This is a genomic window from Hylemonella sp. GW821-FHT10B10, from assembly GCF_059415585.1.
Genome location: NZ_JBWKNN010000001.1, coordinates 253,886 through 268,131 on the forward strand (window position 1 = coordinate 253,886; position 14,246 = coordinate 268,131).

At 65.2% G+C, this 14,246-nt stretch carries 16 protein-coding genes; 13 read left to right on the plus strand and 3 right to left on the minus strand.

Annotated features, from left to right (window positions below; genetic code table 11):
- The first annotated feature begins 35 nt into the window (after nucleotides 1-35).
- Complete coding sequence (locus tag AC07NT_RS01180) at nucleotides 36-698, plus strand: c-type cytochrome (RefSeq protein ID WP_498598258.1); 663 nt, start codon at nucleotides 36-38, stop codon at nucleotides 696-698.
- Between the two features lie 130 nt (nucleotides 699-828).
- Here the strand turns inward: AC07NT_RS01180 and AC07NT_RS01185 are convergent, their stop codons facing one another.
- Nucleotides 829-1,263, minus strand: a complete 435-nt coding sequence (locus tag AC07NT_RS01185) for a DUF1841 family protein (protein WP_498598516.1) — start codon at nucleotides 1,261-1,263, stop codon at nucleotides 829-831.
- 17 nt (nucleotides 1,264-1,280) lie between these two features.
- Nucleotides 1,281-2,066 carry an IclR family transcriptional regulator domain-containing protein gene (locus AC07NT_RS01190; RefSeq protein WP_498598257.1) on the minus strand — a complete coding sequence of 262 codons (786 nt, stop codon included), beginning with the start codon at nucleotides 2,064-2,066 and terminating at the stop codon, nucleotides 1,281-1,283.
- 74 nt (nucleotides 2,067-2,140) lie between these two features.
- On the opposite strand from AC07NT_RS01190, the gene AC07NT_RS01195 reads away from it, so the two are divergent.
- From AC07NT_RS01195 to AC07NT_RS01250, 12 genes are all read left to right on the plus strand, one after another.
- Complete coding sequence (locus AC07NT_RS01195; protein ID WP_498598256.1) at nucleotides 2,141-2,842, plus strand: 3-oxoacid CoA-transferase subunit A; 702 nt, start codon at nucleotides 2,141-2,143, stop codon at nucleotides 2,840-2,842.
- 1 nt (nucleotide 2,843) lies between these two features.
- Nucleotides 2,844-3,485: a 3-oxoacid CoA-transferase subunit B gene (locus AC07NT_RS01200; RefSeq protein WP_498598255.1), complete on the plus strand. Its 642-nt coding sequence runs from the start codon at nucleotides 2,844-2,846 to the stop codon at nucleotides 3,483-3,485.
- Between the two features lie 13 nt (nucleotides 3,486-3,498).
- Entirely contained in the window at nucleotides 3,499-4,701 is a 1,203-nt protein-coding gene (pcaF, locus tag AC07NT_RS01205; RefSeq protein ID WP_498598254.1) for a 3-oxoadipyl-CoA thiolase, read from the plus strand.
- Nucleotides 4,702-4,870: 169 nt separating this feature from the next.
- Nucleotides 4,871-5,794 (plus strand): NAD(P)-dependent oxidoreductase, encoded by a 924-nt coding sequence (locus AC07NT_RS01210; RefSeq protein WP_498598253.1) that lies wholly within the window; start codon nucleotides 4,871-4,873, stop codon nucleotides 5,792-5,794.
- A gap of 3 nt (nucleotides 5,795-5,797) precedes the next feature.
- Nucleotides 5,798-7,147: an amidohydrolase family protein gene (locus tag AC07NT_RS01215; RefSeq protein ID WP_498598252.1), complete on the plus strand. Its 1,350-nt coding sequence runs from the start codon at nucleotides 5,798-5,800 to the stop codon at nucleotides 7,145-7,147.
- 79 nt (nucleotides 7,148-7,226) lie between these two features.
- On the plus strand, nucleotides 7,227-8,174 hold the full coding sequence (locus AC07NT_RS01220) for a Bug family tripartite tricarboxylate transporter substrate binding protein (RefSeq protein WP_498598251.1): 948 nt from the start codon (nucleotides 7,227-7,229) through the stop codon (nucleotides 8,172-8,174).
- A 78-nt stretch (nucleotides 8,175-8,252) separates the two neighbouring features.
- Nucleotides 8,253-9,164: an ABC transporter substrate-binding protein gene (locus AC07NT_RS01225; RefSeq protein WP_498598250.1), complete on the plus strand. Its 912-nt coding sequence runs from the start codon at nucleotides 8,253-8,255 to the stop codon at nucleotides 9,162-9,164.
- A gap of 16 nt (nucleotides 9,165-9,180) precedes the next feature.
- Nucleotides 9,181-10,137, plus strand: coding sequence for a Bug family tripartite tricarboxylate transporter substrate binding protein (locus AC07NT_RS01230; protein WP_498598249.1), 957 nt, complete (start codon nucleotides 9,181-9,183; stop codon nucleotides 10,135-10,137).
- Between the two features lie 16 nt (nucleotides 10,138-10,153).
- Nucleotides 10,154-11,029 carry an NAD(P)-dependent oxidoreductase gene (locus AC07NT_RS01235; RefSeq protein ID WP_498598248.1) on the plus strand — a complete coding sequence of 292 codons (876 nt, stop codon included), beginning with the start codon at nucleotides 10,154-10,156 and terminating at the stop codon, nucleotides 11,027-11,029.
- A 32-nt stretch (nucleotides 11,030-11,061) separates the two neighbouring features.
- A complete protein-coding gene (locus AC07NT_RS01240; RefSeq protein WP_498598247.1) occupies nucleotides 11,062-12,123 on the plus strand; it encodes a maleylacetate reductase in 1,062 nt (353 codons plus the stop codon).
- Nucleotides 12,124-12,210: 87 nt separating this feature from the next.
- A complete protein-coding gene (locus tag AC07NT_RS01245) occupies nucleotides 12,211-12,660 on the plus strand; it encodes a MarR family winged helix-turn-helix transcriptional regulator (protein WP_498598246.1) in 450 nt (149 codons plus the stop codon).
- Between the two features lie 44 nt (nucleotides 12,661-12,704).
- The gene (locus tag AC07NT_RS01250) at nucleotides 12,705-13,133 is read left to right on the plus strand and encodes an organic hydroperoxide resistance protein (protein WP_493033331.1); all 429 of its coding nucleotides are present in this window, start codon (nucleotides 12,705-12,707) and stop codon (nucleotides 13,131-13,133) included.
- Between the two features lie 64 nt (nucleotides 13,134-13,197).
- Here AC07NT_RS01250 and AC07NT_RS01255 read toward each other — a convergent pair whose 3' ends face one another.
- Nucleotides 13,198-14,193 carry a Bug family tripartite tricarboxylate transporter substrate binding protein gene (locus AC07NT_RS01255; RefSeq protein ID WP_498598245.1) on the minus strand — a complete coding sequence of 332 codons (996 nt, stop codon included), beginning with the start codon at nucleotides 14,191-14,193 and terminating at the stop codon, nucleotides 13,198-13,200.
- Nucleotides 14,194-14,246 lie beyond the last annotated feature (53 nt).

The following is a 14,246-nucleotide window of genomic DNA, read 5'->3' on the forward strand; positions in this document are numbered from 1 at the left end:
ATTTAGATCAACCACTGGCTGATTGTCCTCGCAAAATGAACAAACTGTTGCTGACGCTTATCTCCCTGCTTGTCGCTTCTGCGACGGTGTTCTCTGCCCACGCCCAGGACGTCAAGGGTGACGCCAAGGCCGGCGAGAAAAAGAACGCCATGTGCATCGGCTGCCACGGCATCCCGGGCTACCAGGCCAGCTTCCCCGAAGTTCACCACGTGCCCATGATCTCCGGCCAGAACGCCAAGTTCATCGTCTCGGCCCTGAACGCCTACAAGAAGGGCGAGCGCAAGCACCCCACCATGCGCGCCATCGCCGACAGCCTGAACGACCAGGACATGGCCGATGTGGCCGCCTACTATGCCGAACACGGCATGGGTGCCGCCGCCCCCGCCAAGGCCGCGCCGGCTGCGTCTGCCAAGGTGGCTGAGCTGCTGAACAAGGGTGGTTGCATTGCCTGCCACGGTGACGGTTTCAACAAGCCGATCGACCCGAGCTACCCCAAGGTTGCAGGCCAGCCCGCTGACTACCTCTTCGTGGCACTCAAGTCCTACAAGACCGAAGGCAACGCCACCTGGGGCCGTGCCAACGGCATCATGGGCGGGATCGCCAAGCAGTTCTCCAACGCCGAACTCAAGGAACTGGCTGCCTATGTCAGCAGCCTGCCGGGCGACGTCAAGACCGTGCCGCAGAGCAAGTTCCGCTAAGCGTTTCGTGCTCTATAAGAAGCCGCTCATCGAGCGGCTTTTTTGTTTTGTCTCCGGCTGCTGCGCGTAACTTCGCGTTGCGAAGTTTTCCGGTGCCGCAACCCGCAAGCGGGTTGTCGCGCCGCGGCAATCAGTCCTTGGTGGCCCGCTGCTGCACGCAGGCGATGTAGGCCGCGCCGTCGGGCGGGCGGCCCGCGCGCTGGCTTTCCCAGACCATGCGGCCCAGGCAGTCCATCACCTCGTGGTGCGCGGCGTGCAGGTCCTTGCGCCGCGCTGTCAGCAGTTCAACGGCCTGGCGTATGCCGCGCGGCTGGTCGATGCTGCATTGCTCGCTGATGGACAGGTGCATCGACAGGTGCAGGAAGGGGTTCTCGCGGCCCGACTCGGCCTGTGCCATGCTTTTCAGGGCCTCGTCCAGGTCGGCGAACTCGGCGTGGTACTCCGGGTGCTCGTTGATCCATTCGCTGGCCAGCAACTCGATGGCTTCCAGGGGCTGGTTGGCGCGGGACTTGGCATAGACGCCGCAGAAGAAGCGGCGCACATCGGCCTGGGAGGGCTGAAACATCATGCCCGGATTATCGGTCAGGCCAGCCGCTGAGAGATGGCGCGCGCCGCCTGCAACAGGGCCGGCAGCAGCGTTTCCTGTGCCACCTTGGCATTGGTGCGATTGGCCTGTCCGCTGATGTTGAGGGCAGCGATGGTGTGGCCGGCGCGGTCGGTGATGGGGGCGGCCAGCGAGATCAGGCCTTCCTCCAGTTCCTGGTTCACCAGGCTCCAGCCCTGGCGGCGTACCTGCTGAATTTTGGTCAGCAGGGCGTCCAGGTCAGTGACCGTGTGTTTGGTCAGGGCCTTGGCGCGCGAGGCCTTCAGCCGTTTCACCAGTTCATCGTCACTGAGGTCGGCCAACAGCACCCGACCCAGTGAGGTGCAGTAGGCGGGCAGGCGCGAGCCCACGCCGAGGGTGTTGCGCATGATCTTGTGCGTGGGCACGCGCAGCACGTAGACGATGTCCGTGCCTTCGAGCACGGCAGCCGAGCAGGATTCCTTCACTTCTTCCACCAAGGCTTCCATCACTGGCTCGGCCAGGTTCCAGATCGGCATGGATGAAAGGTAGGCAAAACCCAGGTCCAGAATGCGCGCGGTCAGACGGAACAGTCGACCATCGCTTTCCACGTAGCCCAGGGTTTGCAGCGTGAGCAGGATGCGGCGCGCGCCGGCGCGCGTGAGCCCGGTGCGGGCCGCCACGTCGCTCAGGGTCTGCTGCGGCGCTGCGCTGCTGAAGGAGCGGATGACCTCCAGGCCGCGGGCAAAGGACTGTACGTAGCTGTCGCCGGGCTGCGGAGCTGTCGCGGGGGTGGCAGGGGGCATGGGGTCTTGGGTAAGGCCTGGTTTAGAATTCATTATACGAACAAATGTTCGATATACGAACAGGAGAAGACTCGATGATCAACAAGATCGCGGCCTCGGTGGCCGAGGCACTGGCCGGCGTGAAAGATGGATCGACCGTCATGATCGGCGGTTTCGGCACGGCCGGCATCCCGCTGGAGCTGATCGACGGCCTGATCGCGCAGGGCGCGAAGGACCTTACCGTGGTCAACAATAACGCGGGGAATGGCGACACGGGCTTGGCCGCATTGCTGGCCACGGGCCGGGTACGCAAGATCATCTGCAGCTTCCCGCGCCAGGCCGACAGTTTTGTCTTCGACGGTCTGTACCGTAGCGGCAAGCTCGAACTTGAACTCGTGCCCCAGGGCACTCTGTCCGAACGCATCCGTGCCGCGGGCGCCGGCATCGGCGGCTTCTTCACCCCCACGGGCTATGGCACGGATCTCGCCAAGGGCAAGGAAACCCGCGTGATCGCCGGCAAGGGTTATGTGCTCGAATCACCGATCCACGGCGACGTAGCCCTGGTCAAGGCCGAGCATGGCGATCGCTGGGGCAACCTGACCTATCGCAAGACGGCACGCAACTTCGGCCCCAGCATGGCGATGGCCTGCAAGCAGACCATCGCCAGCGTGCACGAAATCGTGGAGCTGGGTGCATTGGACCCCGAGGCCGTGGTGACGCCCGCCATCTACGTCAGCAAGATCGTAAAGATCGAACGTCAGGCCACGCAGGCCGGCGGTTTCAAGAAGGCAGCATGAGATGAGCTATCAAAAACGTAGCAAAGACCAGCTGGCCGCGCGCGTGGCCCAGGACATCCCCGAGGGCGCGGTGGTCAATCTCGGCATCGGACAGCCCACGCTGGTGGCCAACCACATTCCCAAGACGCGCGAGGTGCTGTTGCACAGCGAAAATGGCCTGCTGGGCATGGGCCCCGCGCCGGTCGCGGGCGAGGAGGACTATGACCTCATCAATGCTGGCAAGCAACCGGTGACGCTGCTGCCAGGCGGCTCCTACTTCCACCACACCGACAGCTTTGCCATGATGCGTGGGGGGCATCTGGACATCTGCGTGCTGGGCGCCTTCCAGGTCAGCGCCACGGGCGATCTGGCGAACTGGCACACGGGCGAGAAGGATGCCATTCCCGCCGTAGGCGGGGCCATGGATCTGGCCGTGGGTGCCAAGCAGACCTGGGTCATGATGGATCTCTTGACCAAGCAGGGCGAGAGCAAGATCGTGCAGGCCTGCAGCTATCCGCTGACGGGTATCGCCTGTGTGAAGCGCGTCTACACCGATGTCTGCACGCTGGACTGCACGCCACAAGGGCTCAAGCTCGTCGACCTGGTCGAGGGCCTGACACACGCCGAGCTGGAAAAGATGATCGGCCTGCCGATCGCCAAGTGAAAAAGGAACGAACATGAACCAGGCCTTCATCTGCGATGCCATCCGCACCCCCTTCGGCCGTTACGGCGGCGTGCTCTCCAGCGTGCGCACAGACGATCTCGGTGCCATCCCGATCGCTGCGCTGATGGCGCGCAACCCGAAAGTAGACTGGGCGGCCTTGACCGACCTGATCTACGGCTGCGTCAACCAGGCTGGCGAGGACAACCGCAACGTGGGCCGCATGGCAGCCTTGCTGGCGGGCTTGCCACCTGAAGTGTCGGCCTCCACCGTGAACCGCCTGTGCGGCTCGGGCCTGGACGCGCTGGGTAGTGCGGCACGCGCCATCAAGGCCGGCGAGGCCACGATGATGATCGCCGGCGGCGTGGAGAGCATGAGTCGCGCGCCCTTCGTGATGGGCAAGGCTGAGAGTGCCTTCAGCCGCAATGCCGAGATCTTCGACACGACGATCGGCTGGCGCTTCGTGAACAAGCTCATGAAGCAGAAATATGGCACCGATTCCATGCCCGAAACGGCCGAGAACGTGGCCGACGAATACAAGATCAACCGAGAGGACCAGGACAGGATGGCCCTGGCCTCGCAGCTCAAGGCTGTGGCCGCGCAGAAGGCCGGCTACTTCGATGCCGAGATCACGCCCGTGACCATCGCCCAGAAAAAAGGTGATGCCATTGTGGTCAGCAAGGACGAGCATCCGCGTGAGACCTCCCTGGAAGCCCTGGCCAAGCTCAAGCCCATCGTGCGCGAAGGCGGCACGGTGACGGCGGGCAACGCTTCGGGCGTGAACGACGGCGCCTGTGCCATTTTGCTGGCCACAGAAGAGGCGGCCCGCAAGAACGGACTGACGCCGCGCGCCCGTGTCGTTGGCATGGCCACGGCCGGCGTAGCCCCGCGCATCATGGGTATCGGCCCGGCACCGGCCACGCAGAAAGTGCTGGCGCTCACGGGTCTGACGATGGCCCAGATGGACGTGATCGAGCTCAACGAGGCTTTTGCCGCCCAGGGTCTGGCCGTGCTGCGCCAGCTGGGGGTGCGCGATGACGACCCCCGTGTCAACCCCAATGGTGGCGCCATCGCCCTGGGTCACCCCCTGGGTGCTTCGGGTGCGCGTCTGGCTACGACCGCTTTGAACCAATTGCACAAGACCGGTGGTCGTTACGCCCTGTGCACCATGTGCATCGGCGTGGGGCAGGGCATCGCGGTCATCCTGGAGCGCGTCTGAGGCCAGCATAGTTGCCTAAAACCTCAAGCCAAGCCGGGTCTAGCCCGGCTTTTTTTCGCCCATTGGAAAACTGATTTTCCCGGGCCGCCTTGTACCCCGGGCGTCTTTGCTCAACACTGCGGGATTCGGGATGCGAGGCATCCCTCACGCATGAACGAGGAGACTTTTGATGAGCAAGAAAATCGGCTGGATCGGCCTGGGTCGTATGGGCGAGGCGATGGTGACCAAGCTGCTGAAGGCCGGCCATGCCGTCCATGTGTGGAACCGGACCGCCTCCAAGGCTGCGCACCTGGCCGAGTACGGCGCCAAGATCGAAACGAACAAGATCGACCTGGCCACTTGCGATATCGTTTTCACCATGGTCTCCACGACCGACGACCTCAAGGAAGTGCTGTTCGGTGCCGGCGGCCTCGTGACCGGCGCCAAGAAGCCCCAGGTGGTGGTGGACAGCTCCTCCATCTCGCAGGAAGGCTCGGCCGAGATCCGCGAGAAGCTCGAAGGTATGGGCGTGGGTTATCTGTGCACCCCGGTCTCGGGCAATGCCAAGGTGGCCAAGGCCGGCAAGCTGCTCACGGTGTCGTCCGGCCCCAAGGCGCTGTATGAGCAGGTCGAGCCCTATCTGCAGGCCATGGCACGCAAGGTGATGTGGGTGGGCGAGGGCGAGCTGGCCCGCATCTGGAAGATCGCGCACAACACCATGTTTGGCGTGATCATCCAGAACCTCTGCGAGATCACCGTGCTGGCCGAAAAGGCCGGCATTCCGCGCAACGTCTTCCTGGAAAGTATCAACGACTCGGTGCTCGGTTCCATGTACACGCGCTACAAGACGCCGGTGCTGAGCAACCTGAACTTCGACCAGGTCACCTTCACGCCCAAGCTCCTGCTCAAGGACATGGACCTGGGCATGAGCGCGGCGAAGGCACACGGCGTGCCCATGCCCTCAGCGGCGGCCACGCGGGAATCGATCGCACGCATGGTGGGCCACGGACACGACAACGTGGACTTCGCCATCCTGCTGCAGGAGACGGCGAACGATGCCGGCCTGCAGATCAAGCCGCTGAACCTGCAGATTCCCGACGGCCTGAGCAGTTAAGCCATGTGTGCAGCGCGCACCCTGATCCGCGGCGCCACCGTCATCACCCTGGACGCGCTGGGCGATCTGCCGCGTGCCGATGTGCTGGTGACGGGTGACACCATCACGGAGATCGCACCCACTATCAATGCTGACGACGCGCTGGTCGTGGATGCCAAGGGCTGCATCGTCATCCCCGGTCTGGTCAATGCGCACATGCACACCTGGCAGACCGCGCTGCGCGGACTGGCGGCCAACTGGACACTGCTGGAGTATTTCAAGAACATGCACGCGGGTCTGGCCACGGTGTTCGAGCCGCAGGACCTGCACATCGCCACGCTGGCAGGTGCGCTCAACCAGCTCAACTGCGGCACCACCACCCTGGGCGACTGGTGCCACAACAACAAGACCCCGGCACACAACGATGCGGCGGTGCAAGGGCTGCTGGAAAGCGGTATCCGCGCCGCCTTCTTCCACGGCACACCCAAGCCCGACCCCAAGCCGGGTGAGCGCCCCTTCTGGGAAGTGCCGCACCCGCGCGCCGAAGTCGAGCGTCTGCTGAAGAAACACCAGGGTCATCCGCTGCTCAGCGTCCACGCCGCCGTGCTGGGGCCGCACTACTCCACACTGGACGTGGCCTTGCACGACTTCCGCATGGTGAAGGAGCTGGGCATCATCGGCTCCCTGCACCAGGGCGGTGGCGCGGCGCGCACCCCGGACGGTTGGGAGAAGCTGGAGGCCGCAGGCCTGCTGGGGCCGCAGATCAACATCGTGCACGGCCACGCGCTCAGCGATGCACAGCTCAAACGCTTCTGTGAACTCGGCATGAGTTTCTCCGCCGCGGCCGAGAACGAGATGACGCAGGGCCATGGCCACCCCATCACGGGCCGCTTGCGCGCCCTGGGCAAGGCGCCCTCGCTGGGCGTGGACCTGGAGAGCGTGCTCAGCGGCGACATGCTGACGCAGGCACGCGTGGCCCTGGGCATGCAGCGCAGCCTGGACAACGTGGCCTATCGTGAAGCGCGCGGCACCATCCCGCCCACCTCCACGATCAGCACGCGCGAGGCATTGCAGTGGGTCACGGTGGAAGGCGCGCGCATGCTGGGCCAGCTCGACCGCATCGGCACCCTGGCCGCCGGCAAGCAGGCAGACCTGGTGCTGATCCGAGCCGACGACCTGAACATGCAGCCCGTGCACGACCCCGTGAGCACGGTGGTGATGCAGACCACGCTGGCCAATATCGACAGCGTGATGGTGGCCGGGCGCTGGAAAAAGCGCCACGGCAAGCTGGTCGATGTGGACCTGACTCCCAAGCTTGCCGCGCTGCAGGCTTCGGGCCGCAAGATCACGACGGCGTTGGGCTTGTCGAGGTAAGAAAAAGCAAGCTGCCTACGCCTTGGGGGCCGAGGGCGGCGGTGAGTGTTTGGACCATAACTATTTGAAGGAGACAGACATGAAACGTGTTCTTATTTCTGCAGCCCTGCTGTTGTGCGCCGGTGTGGCGCTGGCGCAGGCTTATCCGAACAAACCAATCCGTATCGTGGTGCCCTTCACGCCCGGCAGTGCCACGGACATCATGGCGCGCATCGTGGGTGAGAAGCTGGGCACGGCCTGGGGCCAGACCGTGATCGTCGAGAACAAGCCCGGCGCGGGCGGCACGGTGGGCTCGGCCTTCGTGGCCAAGAGCGAGCCCGATGGCTACACTCTGCTGGTGGTCTCCACCGGCCACGTGGTCAATCCGGTGCTTTACCCGGGCCTGAGCTACGACACCGTGGGCGACTTTGCCGGCATCACGCCGCTGGCCTCCCTGCCCAATGTGCTGGTGGTGGGGGCGGGCAGCCCTATCAAGAACGTGCAGGAGCTGATTGCCGCGGCCAAGGCAAATCCCGGCAAGCTCAACTACGCCTCGGCTGGCACCGGCAGCGCCACGCACGTGAACGCGGAGAAATTCCGTGCCGTCACGGGATTGCAGGCCACCCACATCCCCTTCAAGGGCACACCCGAGACCATCACCGAGACCGTGGCCGGCCGTGTCGACTTCATGTTCACGCCCGTGCTTTCTTCCATCCCCATGATCCGCGACAACCGCATGCGCGCCCTGGCGGTCAGCACGGCACAGCGTTCCTCGGCCCTGCCAGAGGTGCCCACCGTGTCCGAGGCCGGCGTGCCCGGTTTTGTGTTCGATTTCTGGGTCGGCCTGCTGGCGCCGGCCAAGACGCCGCGCGACATCGTCAACAAGCTCAACCAGGAGGTCAGCAAGGCCCTGGCCCTGCCCGATGTCAAGGAGCGCATGGCCAAGCTCGGCGGTGAGCCGATGCCGATGACACCTGAGCGTTTTGACGCCTTCATCCGCGAAGAGCACGCGACCCTGAGCGTCATCATGAAGGACGCGCCCAAGTAAAGCCTGGCCATGGCCCCTGCAAGCACCCGTGCCGGTTCGCAGGGGTGCTGTCCTGAACCCTTGCGGAGATCCGTGTCCATGCAGCCACTGCGCGTCAACATTTTCAACACCTCCAGCAACCTGCCGCTGCTCGCCGCACAGGAGGCGGGTTGTTTCGCCCGGCGCGGCCTGGTGCTGGAGATCCAGCACACGCCGAACTCCGATGCACAGCGCGCCGGCCTGGCCGAGGGCCGCTTCGACATAGCGCACGCCGCAGTGGACAACGCCGTGGCCATGGTGGAAGCGGGGCAGGACGTGCTCATCGTGCTCGGTGGCGACGCCGGTATGAACGAGTTCATGGTGCGCCCGGAGATCAAGGCCATCGCCGATCTGCAGGGCAAGGTGCTGGCCGTGGACGCGCCCAACACGGCCTACGCCCTGGTGGCCAAGAAGATCCTCAAAAACCACGGCCTGCTGGAGAACCGCGACTACACCGTGCGTCTGGCTGGTGGCACCGGCCCGCGTGCGGCCGCCATGGTGGCCGATCCGCAACTGGCGGCGGCCATGATCAACCCGCCGTTCTCCTTCACGGTGCGCCAGCAGGGCCTCAAGAGCCTGGGCAGCCAGTTCGCCCTGCTGGGTCCCTACCAGGCGACTGGCGCTTTCGTGCTGCGCAGCTGGGCGAGCGCCCATGCGGAGCTGCTGCAAGACTATCTGGCGGCGTATATCGAAGGTCAACGCCTGGTCATGAACCCCGCCCACCGCACGCAGATGATCGATCTGCTGATGCGCAGCTTCAAGCTCGACCAGGTGGCTGCGGCCGGTACTTATGAAGCGCTGCTCACGCCGGGTGCCGGCCTCGCGCCGGATGCCCGATTCAACACCGAGGGCTTCCGCGCTGTGCTGGCCATCCGTGCCGAGATGGAGGGCATGTGGGGCGGCACCCCGCCGGCCCCGACCAGGTACATCGACCTGTCGCCTTTCGAGCAGGCTGTGCAGAAGTGTTCATAACAAGAGGAGATCAACCATGAAACGTTTTGCCGTGACCGTGTTGTCGGCGTTGGCCCTGGGCTCGGCCCTTGCGCAGGGCTACCCGGCCAAACCCGTCAAGTTCATCGTGCCTTTCACCGCGGGCAGCGCCACCGACATCGTGGCGCGTACCGTGGGTGAGTCCATGAGCCGCAGCATGGGCCAGCCCATCGTCGTCGAGAACAAGCTCGGCGCCGGCGGCACCATCGCCGCCGCGCAGGTCGCCAAGAGTGAGGCCGACGGTTACACCATCCTCGTGCACTCATCGGCGCATGCACTGAACCCGGCGCTCTATCCCAACCCGGGTTACGACACGCTCAAGGACTTGACCGGCGTGACCACGCTGGCGGCCATTCCCAATGTGCTGGTGGCGCACCCGAACAAGGGCTGGAAGACCCAGGCTGATCTGATCACCGCGGTCAAGGCCAGCCCGGGCAAGTTCAACTACGCCTCGGCCGGCATCGGCAGCGGCACGCACATGAACGCGGAGATCTTCCGTCTGCAAGCCGGCATCGACGCCCTGCACGTGCCCTACAAGGGCACACCCGATGCGATGAACAACGTCATTGGCGGCTCCAACGACTGGTTCTTCGCGCCCCTGGCCTCGGCCCTGCCTCTGATCCGCGACAACCGCCTGCAGGCCCTGTCGGTCAGCACCAAGATGCGTGCCTCCACGCTGCCGGACGTTCCCACCAGCATCGAGGCCGGCCTGCCCGCCTCCGACTACACGCTGTGGGTGGGCATGATCGTGCCCATGGCCACGCCCACCGCCGTGGTGAAAAGGCTGAATGAGGAAGCCCTCAAGGCCCTGGCGTCGCCAGAACTCAAGGAACGCATGGCCAAGCTGGGCGCCGACCCCTTCCCCATGGCGCCCGAGGCCTTCAACGCCTATATCAAGAGTGAAATCGAGGTGGCCGAGCGTATCGTCAAGGCGGCCAACCTGAAGGCGCAGTAGCGCGGACCGACTTCCCATGAAGATCCATTTCACTGGCATAGGCAAGATGGGCCTGCCCATGGCCGGCCACCTGGCCGCCGCCGGGCACGCGCTGACCGTCAGCGACCCCTGTGACGAACGCCGCGAACTGGCGCAGGAGCAAGGTCTGACCGTGGCGGGCGATGCCGCCGCCGCCATGGCGGCAGCCGACGTCGTCTTTTCCTCCTTGCCGCATGATGCGATCCTGCGCACGGTGGCCAGCGAGGTGGCCGCCGCTGCACGGCCCGGCACCGTTTACGTGGACACCAGCACCGTCTCGCTGCAGGCTTCGGCCGACGCGGCGCAGGCGCTGGAGGGCAAAGGCCTGGCCTATCTGCGCACCACCGTCTCGGGCAACAACAAGATGGCCGAGGCCGCACAGCTCACGGTGATGGCTTCGGGCCCGCGGGCGGCCTACGACCAGGTGCTGCCGCTGCTCAAGACCCTGGGCCCCAACCACTTCTACCTGGGCGAGGCCGAGCAGGCGCGGCTGATGAAGCTGGTGGTGAACCTCATGATCGCGCAGACCAGCGCCATGCTGGCTGAAGCCCTGACCCTGGGGCGCAAAGGTGGACTGGACTGGCAGGCCATGTGGGAGGTGCTGACAGCCAGCGCCGTGGCCTCGCCCATCGTCAAGGCCAAGTCCGCGCAGCTCAGCCAGCGCGACTTCACGCCCACCTTCACGGTGGAGCAGATGATCAAGGACCTGGACCTCATCCTCGGTGCCGGTGCCGCCAGCAACGTGCCCCTGATGCAGACCGCCATGACGCAGAAGCTCATGCACGCCGCCGTGGTGCAGGGCAATGGCCTGGACGACTACGCGGCCATCATCAAGGTGCTCGAGCGCGGCGCCGGCTTGAACCCGAAGCTGTAATCTCGACCCTGCCGATCCTTCTGGAGATACCTGTGACCCCCTTCGTCTACACCGCCCAGCCCGCGCGCGTCGTCTTCGGCGCGGGGTCCCTCTCGCAACTGGCCCAGGAGATCGATGCCCTGGGATGCAAGCGCGCGCTGGTGCTGTCCACGCCCGAGCAACGGGCCTCGGCCGAGATGGTGGTGGGCCTGTTGGGTACGCGCGCGGCCGGAGTGTTCGACCGTGCGGTCATGCACGTGCCCATGGAGACTGCGCGGGAGGCCCGCGAGGTGGCGCACAAGCTCGGCGCGGACTGCGCCGTGGCCATCGGTGGCGGCTCCACCACGGGCCTGGGCAAGGCCATTGCGCTCGATTCGGGCCTGCCCATCCTGGCCATCCCCACCACCTATGCGGGCTCGGAGATGACGCCCATCTACGGCATCACCGAGTCCGGCCTCAAGAAGACCGGGCGCGACATCCGCGTACTGCCGCGCACCGTGATCTATGACCCCGAGCTCAGTCTGAGCCTGCCTGTGGGCTTGAGTGTGACCAGCGGCATCAACGCCATCGCGCATGCGGCCGAGGGCCTGTATGCGGTGGACAGCAACCCCATCATGAACCTGATGGCCGAGGAAGGCATCACGGCGCTGGGCCGCGCGTTGCCGGCCATCGTTAAGAACGCAGGCGACATGGACGCGCGCTCCGACGCGCTCTACGGCGCCTGGCTCTGCGGCACGGTGCTGGGGCACGTGGGCATGGCCCTGCACCACAAGCTCTGCCATACCCTGGGCGGCAGCTTCAACCTGCCGCATGCCGAAACCCATACCATCGTGCTGCCGCATGCCCTGGCCTACAACAGCAAGGATGCGCAGCAAGCCATGGCGCGCATACGCCGTGCGCTGGGTGGTGGCTCAGCTGCCCAGGCCGTCTACGACCTGGCCAAGAACAACGGCGCACCCGTGGCACTCAGGGACATCGGCATGAAAGCCGCCGATCTGGACAAGGCCTGCGAGATCGCCCTGCAGAACCAGTACCCCAATCCGCGCCCCCTGGAGCGCACGGCCCTGCGCCAGCTCTTCCAGGACGCCTTTGACGGCGTGCGCCCCGCGGCCTGACCCCACCCTTCCCTTATTCCCTGTCCCGGCAGGGGTTATGTGACAATTAAATTGCGTGCAATTTAATTGCGTGAAATAATTCAGCCCATGCCAAGCAAAACGATCTCTCCCGACCAGGCCCTGCGGCTGGACAACCAGGTCTGCTTTGCCCTGTACTCGGCCTCGCACGCCATGTCCAAGGCCTACAAGCCGCATCTGGACGCGCTGGGCCTGACCTACCCGCAATATGTGGCCATGCTGGTGCTGTGGGAGCGCGACGGGCTGACCGTCTCCGAGATCGGCGAACGTCTCTACCTCGACTCGGGCACGCTCACGCCCCTGCTCAAGCGCCTGGAAGTCGCGGGTTACGTCAGCCGCCTGCGTGACGCGGCCGACGAGCGCCGGGTGCTGATCCAGCTCACCGCAGCCGGCCGCAAGCTCAAGACCAGGGCGGCCTCTATTCCCGCCTGCATGTTCGAAGCCATGCAGTGCGCGCCGTCCGAACTCGTTTCCCTGACCCGCCAGGTCCAGCAGCTGCGCGAGCGCCTGCAGGCCTGATCTCCTTTTTTCATCCCTTTTCACCACCACCATAGGAGCTCACCATGCCCACCGTACTCGACAAAGTTGTCTACACCGCCAAAGCCCACACCACCGGCGGCCGCGAAGGCCGTGCCACCACCGACGACGGCCTGCTCGACGTCAAGCTGTCGCCGCCCAAGGCCATGGGCGGCGCCGGCGGCGCGACCAACCCCGAACAGCTGTTCGCCGCCGGCTACTCGGCCTGTTTCATGGGCGCGGTCAAGCACGTGGCCGGCATGAAGAAGGTCGCCGTTCCGGCCGACGCTGCGATCGACGCTGAAGTGGACATCGGCCCGATCCCCCAGGGTTTCGGCATCGCCGTGCGTCTGGCCGTGAGCCTGCCGGGCCTGGACCGCGCCGTGGCGCAGGATCTGGTGGACACCGCCCACAAGGTCTGCCCCTATTCCAATGCCACCCGCGGCAACATCGTCGTGGACCTGCGCCTGGTCTGAGGTCATGAAAAAAGCCGCCGGGCTCCAAGAGCCCGGCGGCTTTTTCTTTGGGATCGGGAAATGCTCAACCCGGTTTGATGCCGGCCTTGATCACCACCTCTTTCCAGCGGGCCTGCTCCTTGGCAACGAACTCGGCGTACTCCTTCGGTGGGCCGCCGCCGGGGATGGCGCTTTCCGCTTCGTGCTTGGCCACGACGTCGGGTGCACGCAAGGCCTTGGCGCATTCCTGCTGCAGGCGCGTGATGATGTCCTGCGGTGTGCCGGCCCGGGCGTGGATGCCGTACCACTGCACGGTCTCGAAGCCGGGATAACTTTCGGCCACGGTAGGCACGTCAGGCAGCACGGCGATGCGCTGCGTTGAGCCCACGGCGAGGCAGCGCAGGGCGCCGCTCTTGATGTGCGGCAACAGCGCCGGCGTGCCTGCCGAAAAGAACTCGATGCGGCCGGCCAGCACGTCCGTCAATGCCGGGCCGGTGCCGCGGTAGGGGATGTGGGTGATGAACATCCCCGCTTTCAATTTCAGGGCTTCGACGGCCAGATGGCCCGCGCTCGCGTTGCCAGCCGAGGCGTAATTGACCTGGCCCGGCCGCGATTTCACATAAGCCACAAAAGACTTCAGATCGGTCACGGGCACGTCCTTGTGCACGCAGAAGAGGCTGGGGATGCGGTTGAGCAGCGTGACCGGCACGAAGTCCTTGTTCACGTCGTAGCCGGCATCGGGATAGATCAGCGGGTTGACCGCCATCAGGCCGATGTGGCTCATGACGATGGTGTAGCCGTCGGCCGGCGAGCGCAGCATCTCCTGCATGGCCGGCACACCGCCGCCGCCGCCCTTGTTGTCGATCACGAAATTGGCGCCCATCTGCTTGGTCAGTTCCGCGGCGATGCTGCGCGCCACGATGCTGGAGGTGCCGCCGGGCGCGAAGGGAACGATCCAGCGTATGGGCTTGTTGGGCCAGCCACTCTGGGCCTGGGCCGTTACGCCGCTGGCTGCCAGGCCGGCCGCGCCCATCAGCTTCAGGCAGTCTCGCCGGGACAGGTCAGCGTCTTCTCGGTTCATGGGGCTCTTTCGGGTGATGTGTACAAGGAAGTTTTATCTGCCAAATCGGCGAC